At 45.9% G+C, this 21,387-nt stretch carries 14 protein-coding genes; 9 read left to right on the forward strand and 5 right to left on the reverse strand.

The features are described from left to right. The first annotated feature begins 4 nt into the window (after positions 1-4). From MB380_RS14645 to MB380_RS14665, 5 genes are read left to right on the forward strand one after another with little or no spacing between them, the layout of a single operon-like run. Positions 5-1,546, forward strand: coding sequence for a hypothetical protein (locus MB380_RS14645; RefSeq protein WP_253525666.1), 1,542 nt, complete (start codon positions 5-7; stop codon positions 1,544-1,546). Between the two features lie 26 nt (positions 1,547-1,572). Continuing rightward, positions 1,573-2,898, forward strand: coding sequence for a Gfo/Idh/MocA family protein (locus MB380_RS14650; RefSeq protein WP_253525686.1), 1,326 nt, complete (start codon positions 1,573-1,575; stop codon positions 2,896-2,898). A 54-nt stretch (positions 2,899-2,952) separates the two neighbouring features. Then, positions 2,953-5,220 (forward strand): alpha-L-rhamnosidase C-terminal domain-containing protein, encoded by a 2,268-nt coding sequence (locus MB380_RS14655; protein WP_253525703.1) that lies wholly within the window; start codon positions 2,953-2,955, stop codon positions 5,218-5,220. Beyond that, positions 5,220-6,758, forward strand: coding sequence for an arylsulfatase (locus MB380_RS14660; protein ID WP_253525720.1), 1,539 nt, complete (start codon positions 5,220-5,222; stop codon positions 6,756-6,758). Before MB380_RS14655 ends, MB380_RS14660 begins: the two co-directional genes overlap by 1 nt. A 25-nt stretch (positions 6,759-6,783) precedes the next feature. After that, entirely contained in the window at positions 6,784-9,156 is a 2,373-nt protein-coding gene (locus tag MB380_RS14665; RefSeq protein WP_253525740.1) for a GH92 family glycosyl hydrolase, read from the forward strand. Positions 9,157-9,215: 59 nt separating this feature from the next. On the opposite strand, the gene MB380_RS14670 is transcribed toward MB380_RS14665, so the two are convergent. Continuing rightward, positions 9,216-9,995, reverse strand: a complete 780-nt coding sequence (locus MB380_RS14670) for a DUF1080 domain-containing protein (RefSeq protein ID WP_253525743.1) — start codon at positions 9,993-9,995, stop codon at positions 9,216-9,218. Positions 9,996-10,073: 78 nt separating this feature from the next. Next, the gene (locus tag MB380_RS14675; protein WP_253525746.1) at positions 10,074-10,676 is read right to left on the reverse strand and encodes a hypothetical protein; all 603 of its coding nucleotides are present in this window, start codon (positions 10,674-10,676) and stop codon (positions 10,074-10,076) included. A 445-nt stretch (positions 10,677-11,121) separates the two neighbouring features. Between MB380_RS14675 and MB380_RS21840 the strand changes: the two genes are divergently transcribed. After that, entirely contained in the window at positions 11,122-11,247 is a 126-nt protein-coding gene (locus MB380_RS21840) for a hypothetical protein (RefSeq protein WP_256503989.1), read from the forward strand. Between the two features lie 82 nt (positions 11,248-11,329). Further along, the gene (locus MB380_RS14680) at positions 11,330-13,729 is read left to right on the forward strand and encodes a PAS domain-containing protein (protein WP_253525749.1); all 2,400 of its coding nucleotides are present in this window, start codon (positions 11,330-11,332) and stop codon (positions 13,727-13,729) included. Positions 13,730-13,796: 67 nt separating this feature from the next. On the opposite strand, the gene MB380_RS14685 is transcribed toward MB380_RS14680, so the two are convergent. From MB380_RS14685 to MB380_RS14695, 3 genes are all read right to left on the reverse strand, one after another. Continuing rightward, entirely contained in the window at positions 13,797-14,099 is a 303-nt protein-coding gene (locus MB380_RS14685; protein ID WP_253525751.1) for a putative quinol monooxygenase, read from the reverse strand. A gap of 577 nt (positions 14,100-14,676) precedes the next feature. Then, on the reverse strand, positions 14,677-17,127 hold the full coding sequence (locus tag MB380_RS14690) for a beta-propeller fold lactonase family protein (protein WP_253525753.1): 2,451 nt from the start codon (positions 17,125-17,127) through the stop codon (positions 14,677-14,679). A 393-nt stretch (positions 17,128-17,520) separates the two neighbouring features. Beyond that, a complete protein-coding gene (locus MB380_RS14695; protein ID WP_253525756.1) occupies positions 17,521-17,793 on the reverse strand; it encodes a hypothetical protein in 273 nt (90 codons plus the stop codon). A 246-nt stretch (positions 17,794-18,039) separates the two neighbouring features. Between MB380_RS14695 and MB380_RS14700 the strand changes: the two genes are divergently transcribed. Beyond that, the gene (locus MB380_RS14700) at positions 18,040-18,420 is read left to right on the forward strand and encodes a response regulator (RefSeq protein WP_253525759.1); all 381 of its coding nucleotides are present in this window, start codon (positions 18,040-18,042) and stop codon (positions 18,418-18,420) included. 9 nt (positions 18,421-18,429) lie between these two features. Further along, complete coding sequence (locus tag MB380_RS14705) at positions 18,430-21,324, forward strand: PAS domain-containing protein (protein ID WP_253525762.1); 2,895 nt, start codon at positions 18,430-18,432, stop codon at positions 21,322-21,324. Positions 21,325-21,387: the final 63 nt, after the last annotated feature.

Here is a 21,387-nt window from a genome sequence, read left to right on the forward strand (position 1 = left end):
CACAATGAGCAAAACTATTTTCATACTGGCTTTCGTGCTGGGTTTCATCAGCACACAGGCACAGCAAAGCAGCCCCTTATATAGCAAAAGCTTTACTTACAAAACTCTTTCTGCCTATCAGAAAAAACTATTTGATACTTTTCTGAACAGCGAAATACCCCCCGGTGTAAAGGCAGAAATTACGCTGACAGACCATGCCAGCCTGCGCTCAAAAACCAGAGTGGCACAGGCACTGCTGTTCAGAAACGCACCCGGCGACATTGAACAGGCAAAAGTTATTCTGAAATGGATTTTGCAAAACCAGTATCAGGACGAAACCTCTGAACTGTACGGCATCTGGAAAACCTCAGTGCTGAACGACAGATTCGATAAAAACTGGCGGGAGTTTATCGGCTGCGACCTCATCATCATCCGTCAGAAATACAGACACCTGCTGCCTGCCGACTTGCTGAAAGACATAGATACAGGGCTGCTGCACGCGGCAAAAGGTGCTTTTAAAAGAAACGTAGGCGCCGACTACACCAATATATCTATCATGAGCGCCTTTCTGATGGAATACACAGGCACTGCACTGGGTATTGATTACCTGCAAAAAGCAGGAGTGGCCAAGGCCCAAGCCATATTCAGGCTGTATCAGGCGCACAAAACTTTCAGCGAATACAATTCGCCTACTTATTATGGTGTAAACCTGATTGGCCTGGCCTTATGGCGCGAAATGTCATTTTCGAAAGAACTGCGCGAAATGGCGCATTCGCTTGAAAAAGATTTCTGGCAGGAAATTGTGCTGTTCTATAACCCTGTGCTAAAGAACATGGCCGGGCCGTATTTCAGAGGCTATGGCATGGAAATGACCCGCTACTTGTCCATCACCGGAATATGGATGGCGCTGGCAGTTGACAACGAAGCCCTGGCGCCCATACCTGCCGGAATAGGCCGCAAATATGGAGAAATGAGCAACCTCAGCACTATTTTTCATCTGGGGCTGTCAATCCCCGTTGCGGCGCTTCAATCCATGAAAGCCCAATCGTTTCCGGTATTTGTAAACAGAGACGTACCAAATAATTACACCGGAGACAGTATCAAAGCCGTAAGTGCTGCCATCTATAAGAACTGGATGATGGGCGCCATGTGGGGCAATAAGCGCGTATGGGAACAAATAAAGACCGGAACCATACACTGGAAAAATACCAGCGGCACAACCGGATGGCTGGCCATACAGGGCGACGGCCACACCAATTTAAAAACCACCCGCACCACCATGCAGATTTTCAGCAGCAGCCCGGAGGCGCATCAGCTTGAAGTGCTGGTTTACAGCCCGGCTACGCTGCCCGACCATTTTATGAAACAGAACTGGAACTTATCGGGTTTTGCAATGCAGGTAAAAACCAGCCTGAAGGTATTAAACATAGAAAAAACCGACCCCAAAACGGCCGAGAAAAAATATGCCATAGCAGACGACGTACCGTTTTTCTATAAAATAACGTATGAGGTGCCTGCCATGCAGAACCTGACACAACCCATCATTGAAATAACACCCGGAAAATAATTTATTCAACCCTACATTATATAAAAATGAGTTCTCGCAGAAATTTTATCAGAAACACTGCCGCAACACTAGGCGGATTAGGTTTAATGGAATTGTTGCCCCTTGAAGCGCTGGCATCTATCAGAAAAAAAGTTGCCCCCAGCGACAGAATCAACGTGGGCCTGATTGGGGTAAAAAACCAGGGCTTTAATAACATAAGGGCATTTCTGAAAATAAATGAAATTAACCTGACAGCCATTTGTGATGTAGACGACGAACAACTGGACAAACGCAAAGCCGACCTGAGCAAGGCGGGTTTCCCGAATCTGAAAGTGTATAAAGACTACCGCAAAATGCTGGAAGACAAAGAGCTGGATGCCGTGCTGGTAGCCACACCAGACCACTGGCATTGCCTGCAACTGGTTGACAGCCTGTCGGCCGGTAAGCACGTATATGTAGAAAAACCAGTGGCCAACTCTATTGCCGAAGCCAAAGCTATGGTACGCGCCGTTGAGGCATCTGGCAAGGTTGTGCAGGTAAACCAGTGGCAACGCAGCCAAAAACACTTTAAAGATGCCGTTGCGTTTGTAAAATCGGGCCAGTTGGGTACCATCATCAATACCAAAACCTGGATGTACCGCGGCACTACTCCCCTGCCCAATGTGGCCAACGGCCCCGTGCCTGCAGGTGTAGACTATGATATGTGGCTGGGCCCGGCACTTAAAAGGCCATTTAATTCCAACCGGTTTCATTACGAGTTCAGGTGGTTCTGGGACTACGCCGGTGGCCTGATGTGCGACTGGGGGGTGCACCTGATAGACATTGTTTTGTGGGGCATGGGCGCCAGCGAGCCGCTGTCGGTATCGTCGGTAGGTGGTAAAAGGCTTTTCCCGGACGACCCGCGCGAAACACCGGATTACATTCATGTAACGTATGACTTCGGCTCATTCTCTAACACCTGGGAACACTACATGGGCATTGGTGCCGGGCAATATGGCAAAGGCCACGGCATTGCGTTTATTGGCACCAAAGGAACCCTGGTAGTAACCCGCAACGGCTGGGAGGTAATACCTGAAAAAGACGGTAAGGGATTCAGGATGGAGGCCGTTCCGTTGATTGAGAAGTCTGACAACGGGCTGGAACTACACGCCAGAAACTTTGTGGACGTAATGAAAAACGGCAAACCTGAACAACTGGCCTGCCCTATACACGCCGGAGCCACCGTGGCCATTAATGCACACATGGGTAATGTATCTCTCAGAAGCGGCGACAGAATCCATTGGGATGCCGCCAAAGGAAAATTTGACAACAAAAAGGCCAACGCGCTTATAAAACCAACCTACCATAATGGTTTTGTATTCCCAAAAGTTTAAATTTCTGGTGATATAGATTTGTTCAGTTTTTTCAATCAATCCACCTTTAATTGCATGAGAAGCTTAGCGCCTGCCATTCTGTTATTATTATTATTTTTTGAAGCCCGCTGTCAGGAACCTTTTCGCTTGCGGACAGATAAGCTGCTGAATACCCATCAGGTTTACGAAAGGGGCTTTCTGGTCGACATACCGCTTGATTCGGCCCTAAAACAGCAAAGGTATTATCAGTTTGCCTATATAAGCAACCCAAAACCGGTATTAAGCTGGGAAACACCCCGGGAGGCCGGCGGCGTAACTGCCTGCCAGATTCTGGTAGCCACTGATGACCGGCTGCTGCAAAGCAACCGTGCCGACTTGTGGGATTCGCAAAAAATCAGTTCCCGTAAAAATCAGGTGGTTTATCAGGGCAAACCGCTTAGACCCGGCACTATTATTTACTGGAAAGTGCGCACCTGGAACCAAAAAGGCGTTGCCTCGGCCTATTCGGCAACAGCAGCCTTTTATCTGAGCGAACCTGACCCCGCCGAGCCGTTTGCCCACCAGCCGCTGTTGGCAGAAATGCAACAACCCCGGCAGATAATAAAAACCACGGCAAACAGCTATTTTTTTGACTTCGGGAAAGATGCACTGGCGCAGATATCTTTGCACCTGACAAGCCCTGTAACTGATTCAATCTGGATTGAAGTGGGCGAAGCATTGGAAAAACCCGGAGTAATAAACAAAAACGCCGGTAGAAACATCCGCTATCATCAACAAAGAATACGGGTGAAGGCCGGTAAGCACAGCTACGTGATAAACTGGCTACCCAACGAAAAACGGAATAGCCGGAATCCGGTTCAGATGCCCGCTTATATAGGCGAGGTGTATCCTTTCAGGTATTTGAGCCTGCATAACTTTCAGGGCAGCATCAACCCGCAATCTGTACAAAGAAAAATAGTTTTTTATCCGTTTGATGAAACCGCTTCTTCATTCAGCTCGGCAGATACGGTACTGAACCAGATATGGGACCTCTGCAAGTATTCAATGAAAGCCACCAGCTTTACCGGTTATTATGTAGACGGCGACCGCGAGCGGGTTCCTTACGAGGCCGATGCGCTGATTAATCAGTTGTCGCACTATGCGGTTGATGCCGAATACAGCATTGGCAGGCGGTCGATGAATTACCTTATTTATCACCCTACCTGGCCCACCGAATGGAGCCTGCAAAATGTATTGATAGCCTGGAACGATTATCAATACACAGGCGATGACCTGCTGCTCAGAAAATACTACACCGAACTGCAGCACAAAATACTGATGCCACTTGCCGGTCCGGACGGCCTGATAAGCACCCGAACCAATAAACAAACCGATGATTTTCTGAAGACCATTCATATAACCGCCACGTTTGATAACCGCCGCGGCCTGCATGACAATGTAGACTGGCCTCAAACCGGCGACTACATTGGTACCGAAAAAGAATATAAAGGAGAAACCGATGGCTTTGTGTACAATACCTATAACGCGGTTATTAACGCCTATTATTACCGTAATCTGGTATTGATGAGCCAGATAGCCGCCATACTGGGCAAAACAGCCGACGCACAATTGTATGCCACTAAAGCAGCAGCGGTTTCGGGCGCTTTTCTGAAAACGTTTCAGGATACCCGCACGGGCTTAATAAAAGACGGCGACAGCACCAGCCACACCTCTTTACATGCCAATATGTTTGCACTGGCCTTTGGGCTGGTGCCGCCAAAAGACAAGGCAAAGGTGGTGCAGTTTATTAAAACCCGAAAAATGGCTTGCAGCGTGTACGGCGCACAGTTTCTGATGGATGCCCTCTATGAAGCCGGAGAACCCGACTATGCCCTGCAATTGCTGACATCAACCGCACAGCGCAGCTGGTATAACATGATAAGGGTGGGCTCTACCATTACACTTGAAGCCTGGGACAAAGTCTATAAGCCGAATCTGGACTGGAACCACGCCTGGGGCGCAGCGCCCGGTAATATTATTGTGCGGAAGCTGATGGGTGTAGAACCCCTTGAACCGGGTTTTACTACTTTCAGTATAAAACCACAGCCGGGCAGCCTGGCATGGACATCGCTTAAAACCCCTACCATCAAGGGTCCTGTGCAGGTTTCTTTCAATAGAACCGCCACAGTATTTACCATGAAAGCAGAGGTACCCGGTGGCACGCGGGCCATGATTTACATACCTGCCGATACAACCAAAAAGCAACTGACCATTAACGGGCAAGCAAGCCGCATAAAACCCGGTAACGGTTATTATATAATACCCAATGCAGGCCCCGGCCACTATACATTTGAACTGAAGTAATGCAACAAGAATCATTTTTTCTGACCATGAATAAAAAAAACACCCTCTGCACCCTGCTATGCTTTTTTGTGCTGTCGGCAGGTTTTGCGCAGAAACCCAACATAGTTTACATACTGGCTGACGATCTGGGTATCGGAGACGTATCATCTTACAACCCTAATGGTAGAATTTATACCGAAAACATTGATAAACTGGCGCAATCGGGGGTTCGGTTTACTGATGCCCACACTACCTCGGCCGTTTGCACCCCTACCCGTTACAGTATTATGACAGGCCGTTACAACTGGCGCACCACCATGAAAAAAGGTGTGCTGCACGGTTATGACACCCCATTGATAGACCCAAAACGCGAAACTGTGGCATCTTACCTAAAAAAGCAGGGCTATAAAACGGGTATGGTGGGCAAATGGCACCTGGGCATGACCTGGGGCAACATTGAAGCAGGCGAAAAAAAGGTGGATTTCAGCAAGCAGGTGCGTAACAGCCCGAACAGCAATGGTTTCGACTACTCGTTCATTATTCCTGCGTCTTTAGATATGCCCCCTTATGCCTACGTAGAAAACGGCTTCTGTACAGCTATACCCAAAGATACCTGCGAAGGCCGCAAAGGCATTGAGCTGTTCAGAGCTGGCATAAGCGCCCCCGATTTTAAACCGGAAGATGTCATTGGCAGGTTTACAGAAAAGGCGCTGTCGTTCATCAACCAGAACGCCAATAAAGAAAAACCCTTCTTTTTGTATTTTCCGCTGGCGGCGCCGCATACGCCTGTGCTACCAATCGGCGATTTTGTGGGCAAAAGCAAGGTGTCTCCCTATGGCGATTTTGTACTGATGGTAGATGACGTAGTAAAACAGGTAGTGGCTACTCTGAAAAAGAACGGTATTTACGACAACACCCTTATTGTTTTTACGTCAGACAACGGCTTTGCCAATTCGGCCAACCTGCAGGCGCAACTATCAAAAGGGCATAATCCGTCTATAGATTACCGCGGGCTGAAAACCGACATTTACGAAGGTGGCCATCGTGTGCCTTTTATTGTTCATTGGGGCAAGGTAATAAAAACCGGAAAAGTGTCAGACCAGTTGCTTTGCAGCACCGATTTTTTCAGAACCGTAGCCGAGCTGAACAAAACCAGCCTGAAAGACAACGTGGCCGAAGACAGCTACAGTTTTTTAAGCGAATTAACAGGCCGTAAACCTACCCATGCCCCGCGTGCTTCGGTTATTCATCATTCGTCTAACGGATATTTTGCTATCAGAAAAGGTAAATGGAAACTGATTATGTGTTCGCACTCGGGCGGTAACGGCAAACCCAAAGAAGACAGCGAAGAAGCAAAATCGCTACCGCCGATTCAGCTCTATGACCTGTCGGCAGACATAGCCGAAACCCGGAATGTGTACGCCGCACACCCTGAAGTAGTAAAAGAACTGACCGCCCTGCTTACCAAAAATGTAAAAGATGGCCGAAGCACACAAGGTAAAATACGAACCAACGACGGCCCTGCCTACTGGAGCCAGCTTACCTGGCTGGGTAAATAATATAGATTGAAAAATGTTTCAGAGAATGAATATAAATAAATATACGCTTACTTTTTTTGTAACCCTGGCAGCGTTGAGCGCCGCTTTCGCCCAAAAAATAAGACCCGTTGACCGTGTGAATCCGTGGGTTGATGCCGCCAATTCGCGCTGGTTTTTTTTCAACTCTGCCACCAGACCTTTCGGCATGGTTAACCTGAGCCCGGATACTGGCGTTAATTCAGACTGGGGTTCAGGCTATCGTTATCATTCAGACAGCATCAGGTGTTTCAGCCATTTGCACGACTGGCAGTTGTCTGGCATACCGGTTATGCCAACCGTTGGCGCGTTTAACGGCCATAAAGGTAACCAGCAATATGGGTCGCGGTTTTCGCACCAGACAGAAGTAGTAAAGGCGGGGTATCATAAAGTATTGCTGGATGCCTACCAGATAACCGCCGAACTGACCTCAACCACCCGTGTGGGGTTTCACAGGTACACCTTTCCTGAGTCAGACCAGAGCCATATTCTGTTCGACTTCTCTACTTTTCTGGGGCCGTCAGATACCCAGAAAGGTTATGTAAAAAAAGTAAGTAGTCAGGAACTGGAAGGCTACGCCATTATGGCGCCCACTACCCGCCGACCCAAAACCCTGACCGTATTTTTTGTAGCCGTTTTTGATAAACCATTTGATACCCTGAAAGGATGGCGCAAAGGCCAGTTGGAAGAAGTAGATAAAGTAATAGAAGGAGAAAAAACCGGGGTTTACGTCAGCTTTAAAACCAGAAAAAATGAAGTAAGACGCATGAAAGTGGGCGTATCGCTGGTAAGTGAAGAACAGGCTCGCCTGAACCTGAAAACTGAATTGCCACACTGGGACTTTGACAAAACAGTGGCCGACAGCCAGAATGACTGGAACAGCTGGCTAAGCCGCATTGAAATTGAAGGTGGAACCGAAACAGAGAAAAGCCGCTTTTATACCGACCTGTGGCACGCACTGCTGGGCAGAAGAATTATATCTGACGTAAACGGAAAATATGCCGACATGACAGGCCCCGAACGCCTCATTAAACAAATACCACTGGGTGCCGACGGTAAACCTAAATTTAACCACCATAACTTTGATGCCCTGTGGGGTGCACAGTGGTCGCTTAATACGCTGTGGCATCTGGTGTACCCTGAAGTAACGGAATCGTTCGTTAACTCAATGCTGCTGATGTATGCCGACGGTGGGCTGATACCCCGTGGCCCGGCAGGTGGTAATTATACCTTTGTGATGTCTGGCGCGCCCTCAACCCCGTTTATTGTAAGTGCATACCTGAAAGGCATCAGGGGTTTTGATATTGCCAAAGCATACGAAGGTATGCGGAAAAACCATTTTCCGGGTGGATTGATGAGCAAGGCAGGCTATGAACATAATACCATGAAAGGCGGCGGCATTGAATATTATATTGAGCGCGGGTATGTGCCGCACCCGCTTACGAACATTAAATACGGGTATCATCAGGATGGGTCAACCCAAACGCTTGAGTATGCCTATCAGGATTACACCCTGGCACAAATGGCCAAAAGCCTGGGCAAAACAGATGACTACAACCTGTTTATGAAACGCGCCGGCAACTACCGCAATATATATAATGCTGAAATAGGCTGGATGTGGAACCGCACCCTTGATGGCAAATGGGGCGCGCCGGTTGATATTCTGCGTTATGATAACGGCTGGGAAGAAGGCAATGCCGCACAGTACACCTGGTTTGTACCACATGACGTGCAGGGGCTTATTAACCTGATGGGCGGCCGCGAGGCGTTTACCAACAAGCTGAATACCTCTTTTGAGAAAGCAAGCGAACACGATTTTGTGTCGGGCAAATCTCATGACAAAGAAACCCTTGAACACCTGCGCCGGGTATATATCAACTACGGCAACCAGCCCTGTATGCAAACGCCTTTTCTGTTCAATTTTGCCGGTGCACCATGGCGCACCCAGTACTGGACACGCCAGATTATTGATAAGGTGTATAGTGGCATATCGCCAGACTCAGGGTATAGCGGCGACGAAGACCAGGGGCTGATGGGAAGCCTGGCCGTATTGCTTAAAACGGGTATATTCTCTACCAGCGGCGGCACTACCCCCAAACCTTATTATGAAATCAGCAGCCCGGTTTTCAGTAAAATTACTTTTCACCTAAACCCTCAATATTATAAAGGCAGGCAATTTGTGATTGAAGCCCGTAATAACTCTGCCACCAATGTTTACATTCAGTCGGCACAGCTGAACGGTGCGGCGCTCAACAAACCCTGGGTATGGCACAGCACTGTTACCAATGGCGGCAGGCTGGTGCTGAACATGGGGAAAGACCCCAACAAAAGCTGGGGCAGCAAGCCTGAGGATGCACCGGAATCGATGTCATCCAATCCTTAAAATGCAAATAACCCGGGTTTTCGCCCGGGTTATTTTATTATTTACCTGCATTTATCTGCTTAAAAATCTGTATTGGGTTCTTTCAGGTCAAGGCGTTTTATCCAGATATTTCGGTAAAGCACCTCATGGCCTTCGGCTTGCAGTTTCAGGCCTCCGGGCGTATCAGTAATACCTTTTCCACCATCGTTTCCCCCATCAATACCCGAATTAGGGCCACCCCATACCTGACTAATTTTGTGGTTTACATGCACTTTTTTACCGTTAAAGTAAAGTGTAACCATCGGCTGCTCTACGCGTTTACCGTCTTTAAACCGGGCCGCCCTGAACACAATATCGTAGGCATTCCATTTGCCTACACCCTTGTATGCATAGTAAGGAGACGGGGTTTCGTTGATAACCGCCGCCATACCGTGCGACGTGGTGTCGCCATCAAGCACCTGAATTTCATAACGGTTTTGCAGATACACCCCGCTGTTGCCCCCCGGCTTGCTGATAAAAAACTCAATGTGCGCCCTGAAGTCGCGGAAAGTGTCTTTCGTAACTATATCTGCTGCTCCATACTTGCCACCGGCTCCGGCGGGGTCGTTGGTATTCAGTACAGTGCCTTTACCGGCAGGGTCATTTACAAGGTACCATTTAATGGGCAGCGTGGCCGACAGACGGGGGCCTTCCCAGTAAGTCCATTTGTCATCAAGCATTTTGCGGCTGCCGTCAAAATAAACTACGGCTCCGGCCGGGGCTTTTACACCTACACCCTTTTGCTGCGCATGGGCAGCCCCCACCGCCACAGACAGCAGCGCCAGAGAATTAACTAAACCTTTGTAAATGTTACGTTTCATAGAGTACTGATATATTTTCGGTTGGTTGAATACGTAATTCACAGGTACCTGATTAGCCCGGCGCTCGGTATGAAACTGCTACAAAGCTTTTATTTCTGAGATGTTGATACCAATAAAGCAATCGTCCTGGCATCCGTCGTTTACAAATCCACAGCTTGAAATCATCCCGCTGTTTTTAGCTTCAAAATAAACCGACACCCCTTTTCTTTTTAGCAGCCATTGTGTTTCGGCTTTGGCATATACGTCGTCAAGGGTAATCAGGTCTGCTGCAGAAGTGTTTTTGTGTGCACCCAGGTTGCTGCCGGTTTCGCTCCAAGACAGTACCTCTGCCAGCGACACACCGTTTCTGGCTTTAAATTCTTCGGCCGTGGTTTTCATTAAAGCCAGTATTTTATTTACCTCTGCCTCATCCCATCCGTTTGCCGGCATCCTGATATCATGAAACACAGTATAAGTAAAATGCCGCTCTGTAACTTTACCTTTAGTTACAATCAGATTGGTTTTCCAGCCCGACCCTGCCCAGGTACCTGCGGTAACCGTGTACCTGTAAGAGTTACCCGAAGTTTGCTTAAATGTTTGCCAGGCATTAAGGCTTCTGTCAAAGTCGCGGTTATACGCAATGTTTTCTTTTTCGCAGGCCATTGCTGTCAAAAGTAAGATTATACTCAGAAATCTTTTCATTTTTAATAAGTTTTTTTTATTATCGACTCCCGCATTCAATAAAAGGTTGTAAAAAAATCAAAAAAAATAAACTGGTTTTTCAGGCACCGGCAAGCATATAGGCAAAACAAAAAATGCGTCAAAAAGACACATATTCGCGTTTATTTCATTGAAAAATACAATTTCCGGCCAAATCACTATTCATTCAGCCGCAATTATCAGCCTTTCATAAGTGTCTATCAGCGGTTTAAAACCCTGTTTTCAAAAAAATAATTATTATTTTTTTGATTAAAAGTATTTACTTTTAAAAAATCATACCGGTTAATCACCAAGCGGCAACCCATCAAACCTGTATCACTTCCTTAGGTTACCGCTGCAATGCCATTAAAGCTAATCAGTTTTCCTACAGCCCGGCAGCCGGATAATGATATAACAATTGTGCCAAACCAGAAAAACGTAAAACTGCATGAATGAGCTCTATTATCAGGCGTTTCTGATTGAAAACGCCAAACCTGAAGGTTGCCTGTACCATAAAACAGCCGTTCTGCCGCAGTATCAACCCATAGCCCGGGTGGCTGTAATAATACTTTAAGTATTCCGGTTTTTGCTTCATTGCGCAGCATAGTAGACTGCGGCCCAAAAAATAATTTTTTATAATATTAAAATTCTGAAGCATGTCTCTACTAAAAGACAAGTCAGACACCGAATATTCTGATTATCAGAACATTAACCCTGACGCGTTGAATTTTACATATTTACCTGCCTACGCCGGGTATTTGCTAAAAAACAAACTCCAGGATTTTAGCCGGGCAGTGCTGACCATTTCGCGCGAGGTAGAAGTACCTCTGCTGCGCTTTTTTGACAACATGCCGGAAGACGAACTGCTTAGATTGTCACAGGAAGGTACGCGCGAGTTTCTTACTTACTTTGCAGATAACCGTGTGGCCGAATTTATTGATGTAACCTTAAAGCGGTGGTTAGAAAACCAACTGCCACAGATACAACACCACGAAGTGGTAGCGAAGGATATATCAAGCGTTAACTTTGCACGCCGTAAAAGTCTGCGCCGTTTTCTGGCAGAATACACTCAGAATTTTGAACTCTACGATAACATCCTCAACGAAATAGACCAGTTTATACTGGCCATAGAAGACCGCTCCTATAACACGCTTTTCGACCTGAAACAGCATCGCATTAACGAGCACCTTTATTTTATTGACAAAATAAACAACACCTTGCCGGGTGTTATTTACCTGTATGACCTGGCCGAAAAAAAAGAGGTTTACTCAAACATTAAAGCACAGCATATACTGGGATTCAGCCCCGGCGAGCTGGGTAGTGCCATGTTTATCAATATGCTGCACCCGGACGACGCCCCGAAAAGACTGGAACAGCTGACGGGCTTTGCCGATGCACGCGACGGCGTAATAAAAAGCATTGAATTTAGAATACAACATAAAAACGGCCGGTATCACTGGTTTCGCTCTTATGAGAGTATATTTAAAAGAAACCCTGACGGCCAGCCTGCTCAGATAATCGGGCTGATGCTGGAGATTACAACCGAAAAGGAATCAATGCAAACCCTGCAACTGCGCGAACAGCAACTTCGGGAAGCATACGAAATTGCCGGAATTGGCAGTTTCGAGTGGGATTTGCAAGGCGGGGAGTCTGTGTTTTCTGACCAGATGTTGAAGGTACTTGACCAGGACAGCCCGACGGATTATCTGACGTTTCTGAATTATGTTCACCCGGCCGACCAGACCAAACTGACAGGGGCCATTAATGAAGCCATTGTAGGTGGTGGCCATTATGAATGCGAATACCGCTATAACCGGGGGAAAGATAAGATTATCTGGACGCGCGGGGTGGTTACGTTCTTAAACGACAAGCCATTTAAAATGCGCGGCACAGTAATGGACATAACCGAGCGGCACAAAATAATGCAGAAGCTGGAAGAAACCATAGAACTGCACAAACAGGCACAGGCGCTTACGCACATTGGCAACTGGGCCTGGGACATACCCAATAACATAATAGAGTGGAGCGACGAAATGTATCGCATTTACGGCCTTGAGCCGCAGTCGGAGAAAATTGACTTTGAACGTTTTATGGGTCTTGTGCACCCTGATGACCGCGAAAGACGCCTGAACGAGATTCAAAGCGCGCTGGCCAATCATATTGCCGAAGATTACGTGCTAAAGATTAAATGGGACGACGGCACCATCAGGATTCTGCAAGGCAGAGGAGAGATAATTCTGGACGATAGCAACAAACCGGTAAAACTAACCGGCACCTGCCAGGATGTAACCGAACAATACCACATAAACTGCGAACTTGAGCAAACCAATAAAGAACTGCAACGCCGCAACGAAGAGCTAACGGCCTTTAACTACATTGCCAGCCACGATTTGCAGGAACCGCTGCGAAAAATAAAGCTGTTCAGTAACCGGATATTTGAGAAAGATTATGAGCAGCTGCCAGCCACAGCCAAAGAGTTTCTGCCCAGAATACTGAACTCGGCCAACCAGATGCAGAAACTTCTGAATGACCTGCTGGCCTTTTCAAGAGCTACCCTGACCGACCACATATTTGAAAGTGTCAGCATTGAGCAGGTAATTGAAGAAATAAAGACGTCGCTCAAAGAAACCATTGAAGAAAAACAGGCGGGCATTGTTTATGGCGAATTACCATTGATGCGAGTTATACCTTACCAGTTCAGGCAATTGCTTGAAAACATCATTGTAAATGCCATTAAATACAGCAAACCTGACCTTCCACCGAAGATACAAATTGAATCGGAACAGGTGCAGGGCAAATACCATGTAAAAGAAGGCGCCAGCGCAGGCACTAATTATTACAGGCTGAGTATTAAAGACAATGGCATTGGCTTTGACCAACAGTATGCCGAGAAAATATTTGAGCTTTTTCAGCGCCTGCATAGCAAGAACGAATATTCCGGCACCGGTATAGGGCTGGCTATTTGCAAGAAAATCATTCAGAACCATCAGGGATTCATTACCGCCACCAGTGAGCCAGGCAAAGGCGCAACATTTAGTATTTTTATACCGGTGTAAGTCAGTTATTATCTAAAACCTGCCTTCAAGGGCTAATACCCGCGAAAAGCAGGTTTTAAAGTTACCCTTACCCCAGAATCGGCGTTGTCAGAATCACCTCGCGGCTTTCCAGCAATGGTACAATTTTACCCACTACTATTTCCTGAAAATGGGCTGAGCTGCGGTGTTCGGCAACGGCTTCATTGCTTGTGTATCCTTCAAACAATACAATAGTATTGGCATCAGTATTACTCTGGTGGATATCATAAAACAAATTTCCTTCTTCTTCTCTGCTTTTAACGGCAGCCTGGCTAAGCAGACACAGTACGGTATCTAAATGGCCTTCTTTTACCTCCCATGTGGCAAATACGTGCACTGGTATCTGGTTCATTTCTTATAATTTTTTAGTATCAAACAAAATTTTTATTGCTTTCATCACAAGCTTCTGTCAAATATACGCCAAGGCCCGTGTTTATGACTATCAGGCTTCAGGAACAGCAATCATTTTATCGGCTACGCCTTTTGCTGATGCCGGATTCTGCCCCGATACCGCCCGGTCTTCGGCAATATTATTGGCTGTTCAGATGGCTGTAGTAGTAAAAATGGCTTCTTCACTGGTAAAATCTCTGGCTATGGCCAGGCCTATACCAATAGTGGAACCGTATACCAAAACTTATTTGTTTTTTTTGCAAGTCCATGATTACTGGGTGTCGCCTGGCTGATACACAGACACTCCGCAATCCGTTTTTTGGGTACACATGGGTAAAGTCTTGAAAACGCCTCGTATCGCCGCTGTGGCGGGCCAGATAGCATCAACATAATGCGCTGCGGAAGCGCTACAAAACCATTGTTGAGCTAGACCCGAAAAAAAACGGAAAACAATTACTGAGTTATGCCAATAAAAAAGAGGCATGACCCCGCCATGCCTCAAGTGTTATACAGATACTATAAAGCCCATTGATTACCTATTAATCTTCATCCTCTTCTTCCTCTTCTTTCAATACCAAAAATGCACTTCTTTTGGGTGCAGGCATACGGCTGTTAAGCCCTCTTACCGATTGCCATACAATGCGGCTGAACTCAAGGTCGTTAATTAAATCTGGTCTGGATAAATCAAACTCCGCCGATTTAATGGCATTTCTGTTAACGGCCAGGTTTTTCTCGTTTAGGTCTATGTTATTCTTTAAGGCTGTAAATGGCTGTTTACTGGGGGTTTTACTGAAACAACGCCACATCGGTGTGGCGGCGGCATCATACTGGCTCATAGGGGGTATGCCCAGAATTAACTCCATCGTTCTCAGCATACTTGATGTTGAGTACATGGTATGGTCTACAAAGCCGCGCTTTACATATCCACCGGCTACGTAGGCGGTTGAGCGGTGCGCATCTACGTGGTCGGAGCCGTTCTGGGCGTCATCTTCCAGAATAAATATAACCGATTGCTGCCATATACCCGATTTTGAAAGATGCTCTACCAGTTTTCCTACGGCAAGGTCATTATCAGCCACCATGGCTGTGGTGGTTGGCATGCCAACTCTTGCCCCCGCGGTATGGTCGTTTCCGAGCCGGATAATATTCAATTGCGGCACTTTATTAATGGCCCGCAGCGAGTCAAAATCAGCTTTCCAGGCTTCAAAACGGGTTACATCTTTTATAGCCAGGTTGTAAGACGGGTATTTCAGGCTGCAATTGTTTTTTAGGTTGGCCAGTTTCAGGCGTTGCTCTGCAAACTCGCCATAAGACCTGAAACTTACCCCTGCCCGATGGGCGAAATCCCAGAGAAAACCATTTTTCGGATACGCAATTTCGCGGCTACCTTCGTAATCATAAGTACCACCGCGCCCGCCGTAGCTTGTTACCCAGGTTTTCTCTACGTAGTCATTGGCATAGGCCGCCATTGACCAGTTGTGCCCGTCGGCGCTTACTTCTGCATCAACATAAAAATTATCGAGCAAAACAAATTCTTTTACAAGGGCATGCTGATTAGGGGTGGTACGTTCCGGAAACAAACATAGGGTGGTATCGCCGTTGCCTGCTTTTACGTCGCCCAGAACCTGATCATACGTGCGGTTTTCTTTAATGACATAAAACACATATTTAATTGGCGATTTCTGACCGTATCCGGTAGGAATCGGGTTACCTTTCTGCCCTTCGGTTTCCAGTTCTTTTGCTTTGTTATAAGGCGTATTTTCATATACTATTTCTGAATAATCAGCCAGTGTACGTTCGTCGGGGTAATCAAAAATTGACAGGGTTCCTTTAAACAGCCCCCCGATATATTGTGTACCCCTCACAGCCTCGGGGTTGGCCCCTTTGAATTGCGGACTTCTGGAACTAACCGGATTGGGCCCCCTGGGGTTGGCAGAAGAAGACAGCCCCTTGCCATTGGTAACATATATTTTATTACCGATGGCCTTTACAGAAGTTGGATACCAGCCCGTAGGAATAAAACCCAACGAACGGCTTTTGCCTTTTTCTTCTACCTCAAAAACAGCCAGACAGTTGTTATCTGCATTGGCTATAAAAAGCTTTTCTTCGTCTTCACTTAAAGCAACGCCGTTGGGTGTTGACCCAACGGGTGCATCAGGATACAGCGCACACGAAAGCGTTTCGATACGCAGTTTTTGTCTGGTATCAATCACTGAAACCGTATTGTCGTTCCCATGAGACACATACAGATACTGCCCGTCTCTGGTTAGAGCCATGTCGTTCGGGTTTTTATCAACGGCAATTTCATGGGTAATTTTTGATGTGGCAATGTCATAAATCAGAACTTTTGCCCCACCCCACAACGAAACATACAACAATTGGTTATCAGGAGAAAGCAAACAGGTGTAGGCCTCGGCAGGCAATGGTATTTTTTTAAGGATACTTCTGGTAGCAATGTCCAGCTGATACAGCGTATTGTTATCTTTTGCCACCACAAAAATGTGTTTAGCGGTGGCACAAAGCCCGGCAGGCGATACCTTAACAGGCCAGGGTTTATCGAGTATTATTTCGGCATCTTTTTGCAGTTGCCTGTTTTCAATTTTGTAAATATTGATTTTATTATCATTGCCGGCCGACGCATAAATAAATTTTTCGTCGGGGCTAAAGGCCAGACCCAGCCAAGATTTCCCGATAGGCTCATCATCCAGAATCGTTTCTGTTTCGGCATCAATCAGCGTAATGCTCTGGGTACTTTGGCCGTTGTTGGTAACGGCAAGGTATTTTTTTGATGGCGACACCACCAGGTTCAGGGGTAAATCCTGCAGTTTCAGGCTTTTGCCAATGGGGGTTAACGACCAGCCATTGCTTAGTTTAATTCTTTTTAAACCAAGCCTTTCAATGGCAGGCTTCCTGTCGTTGTCGTCCGGTTTCTGACTTCTGCAAGCCGTTAAAAGGCTCATAAAAACAATAAAAATGGCCAGGTACTTCATTTTTTTAAACTGATTTTGAGTAAAGAAACGTATAGAAAGAAAGCCGGTGGACGGAAAAGGAATGTTATGTGCGTGACGGCAAAAGAAAGTTAAAACCCATCTGAGGCTGAATTTAAGAATATTTTCAGTGATATAATTGATGGGCCAGGCTGATTATTTATTTGGGAAAGCCGTAAAATTAATCTTCACTTTTAAAGTGAACATTAACTAATGATTGCCAATGTATTAACAACAGCAAAAAACGCTGGCATGGGCAACCAAAAAACGTAGATGGGCGAACAAACCGCCTCAGTTTTACTATAAGAATTTAAACGCCCAATATTACGGCATACGCCATGGCATATCGCCCAAAGCGGGTGTATATTGGCTTGGCAAGGTATTGTTCCGGCCGTATTAATGAGCCGTCCTGATTATCCATATACCCACCAGAACGGCAACAGACATAACCGAGCCTACTATTAATAAACGTTTTCTGGGTTCTTCAAAAACAGGTACGCGGCCCAGCATTAGATACAAAGTAACTGTACACCAGATGTAAATGATACTTACCACCATATAACCGGGCAGATAATGATAAGGACTGAAGGGTGTACCGCTTAAATCAATAAACCCCAAAGAATAAGCCATTATAAGCAAACAATTGAGATTCAGCAGGAAGTTTTTCATGGTAGTCAAAGCAATTTCTTTAATAACAGCAAAACGATGCCATAAACTTAGGATATCTGTTCAACTTTTCAAATTTTTGAAACTCTTTTTTTAATACCGTACCAACAAAAATCCATAAGTGGTCATTTATTTTGTGGTTGTTACAATTATCTATATCTTTATGCTCTAAGAAATACTTTTTTATTTTATCTTCGGGGCTAACATCATTTTCCATTTTTTAATTTTTGAGCTTTGTAAATTTGCAAGATGAATTTTAATACAATCCTGCTCATAGATGATGATGATGACGACCAGGAGATTTTTCTTACAGCTGTTAAGCAAATCTCTTCGTCGGTAAGGTACTTCTGCTTTAATAGTGGAAGAGAGGCTTTACATAAACTTTCGCTGGGAGAAATTCAACCTGAAGTAATTTTTCTCGACCTGAACATGCCGCTCATGAGTGGCCAGGAATTTCTTTATAAAATCAAACAAAAAGACACGCTGGCGCATATACCTGTGATTATCTTATCTACTTCAGCAGACCCCAATACCAGAGAACTGACCATAGACCTGGGCGCACACATGTTTATTACCAAGCCCGGCGATTTTGGACAACTGGTAGAAATCCTGACCCCTTTAATCAGCTAACTTTATTTTATGACAACATCAGACAAGGCCCTGAACGATTACCCCTTTTTAAACGGAGGCGGCGAAATGGGCGATTTGATGAGAAAAAAAGACTGGAGCCAGACTGCCATTGGTATCCCGGCAAACTGGCCGGTGCAGTTGAAACAAATGGTGGCCACCATGCTGAACGTGCAGTCGCCGATGCTTATCTGCTGGGGCGATTCTTTTACACAACTCTATAACGACGCCTTCATTACCTTACTGGGTGCCAGGCGGCACCCGAATGCGTTGGGTAGCAGCACCAGCGAAATCTATACTGAGGCATGGGAAAGTTTCATGGCTCCGCTATTTAGCAGAGTTCAGGGCGGCGAACCGGTTTCATTCAAGGATTTCAAGCGTGTAATTAACCGCAATGGCTTTGATGAGGAGGTATATCTTGATTTTTCGTACAGCGCAATAAAAGATGAAAACTGCCAGACACAGGGTATATTGGTAATATGTAACGAAACATCCGACAAGGTTGCGTCAATCAGGAAGCTATCCGAAAGCGAATCCCGTTTCAGAGCCCTGATAGAAGAAGCGCCAATTGCTACGTCGTTGTATGTAGGCCGTGAACTCATAATTGAAGTGGCCAACGAAAAAATGCTGAACCTGTGGGGCAAAGATGCATTTGTAATTGGCAAGCCATTGGCTTATGCCCTGCCTGAACTGGAAGGCCAGCCTTTTCTGGATATTCTTGATAACATATTTGATACCGGCCTGCCTTACGAAGCCAAAGCCATGACCGCCGACCTGGAGGTAAACGGGGTTTTGAGCAGCTATATTTTTGATTTTACCTATAAACCGCTCTTTAATGCCGACGGCCAGGTTTATGCCATTATTAACATGGCTATTGACGTAACGGCGCAGACACTGGCCCAGCAAAAAATAGCCGAAAGCCAGCGCGAGTTGCTGTCGTCGTTTGAAGAATCGCCGGTGGGTATTGCCATTATCAGCAAAGAGAACCTTACTTTCAGAAACGTTAATGCGTTTTATGCCACGCTTGTAGGCCGCGGTAAAACCGAACTAATAAACAAACCTTTGCTTGAGGCGCTACCTGAAATGAAAGGACAGGGTTTTGACCAGCTGCTCAATAATGTCATTGAAACCGGCCAATCTTATAATGCCAAAGAAGCAAGGGTGGAGATTTTCAGGAATGGAAAACTTGAAACCATCTATGTTGATTTAACGTATCAGCCACGAGCCGAAGGTGAAAACGAGATTGTTGGTGTGCTTGTGGTTGCCAATGATATAACCGAGCAGGTGGTTACCCGGAAAAGAATTGAAGAGAATGAAACCAAACTGAGCACCATCATATCGTCAGCGCCTGCCAGTATCGGTTTATATGTAGGCAAAGATCTGATTATTGAAAACCCTAATCAAACGTTTATTGAGCTAATGGGCAAAGGGCCTGCCATTGAAGGCAAACCCCTGAAAGAAGTAATGCCAGAGCTGATAACCGAAAACCAGCCGTTTTTACAAATTCTTGAAGAGGTAATGATAACCGGCAAGGCGTACCATTCTTTTGGCTCATTGGCCAAAATTGTAAAAAACGGGGTAATGACCAGCAGCTATTATAACATTACTTATACCCCCGTATTTAATGCCGACAAAGAAACCAGCGCCATACTTGAAATTGCAGTTGATGTAACTGAACAGATAAAAGCCCAACAGGCGCTGGAAGAAGCCGAAGCAGAATTGCGTGGGGCGGTTGAACTGGCAGGGCTGGCTACCTGGAAATTGGACATAAAAAATATGGAATACACCTTCTCGCCACTTTTTAAGGAGTGGACTGGTTTATCATTAAATTCGGGAGATATAGAAAAAGTTAATGAGTGTATTCCGGAGCCTTACCGCACACAAATGCAAAACCTGAACACCAAAGCTACAGAACCGGGCGGCACAGGTACTTATGAGTATGAACACCCGATTATTAACCTTCAAACAGGGCAGAAACGAATTATACGTGCACAGGGGCAGGTTTTTTATGATTCAGCAGGAGAAGCCGCTTTTATGAGTGGGTCGGCGCAGGATATAACCATGCAGCGGCAAATGCAACTGGCATTAGAGAATCAGGTAAAAGAACGTACCAAAGAACTGGACGAAGCCATTGAAAAACTGCAACTTATTGTGGAAGAACTGGCCGAATCAAACACGAAGCTGACACACTCAAATGCCGAGCTGGCTCAGTTTGCCTACATTGCCTCTCATGATTTACAGGAGCCGCTACGAAAAATTACGATTTTCTCTCAATTACTGGAAAAGTCGCTGGGCGAAAACCTGCCGGCAGAGTCTAGTAATTTTCTGACTAAAATAAAGAATTCTGCCAATCGGATGACAGCCCTTATCCGCGACGTTCTGATGTATTCGCAGCTTGCGAAAGAGAATCAGAATTTTGAACGGGTTGACCTGAATGTGATTCTTGAGCATATTCTGACAGACTATGACCTGCTGATTGAGCAAAAGCAGGCGGTTATACGTAAACAACCAATGCCGGTAATAAAGGCTATTCCGCTACAAATGACCCAACTGTTTGCCAATTTAACGGGTAATGCCCTGAAATTTGTAAAAGCCGGTGTTCAGCCAGTAATAGACATCAGCGCCAGTGTGCTTACCAAAGAAGAAATAATTGCCTGCGGGCTTTCTACAGATTATGGTTACTACAGCATAAGATTTGCAGACAACGGCATCGGGATTCCTGCCGAATATGCTGAAAAGGTTTTTCATATTTTCCAGAGACTACACCGGAAATCGGATTACGAAGGAACCGGTATAGGCCTGGCGATGTGCAAAAAAATTGCACAGAATCATAATGGGGACATCGTTGTGGAGAACAATAGTAATGGTGGTGCAACTTTTAACGTGATACTTCCGGCTTACGCTTAGGCAATCAACAGATACTGATTACTTTCTGAATCAAAAACCGGGTTTGGCCTAATTCCTGCTTCA

It is taken from the genome of Emticicia sp. 21SJ11W-3 (assembly GCF_024138715.1).
In the GTDB taxonomy this organism is placed as follows: Bacteria; Bacteroidota; Bacteroidia; order Cytophagales; family Spirosomataceae; genus Emticicia; species Emticicia fluvialis.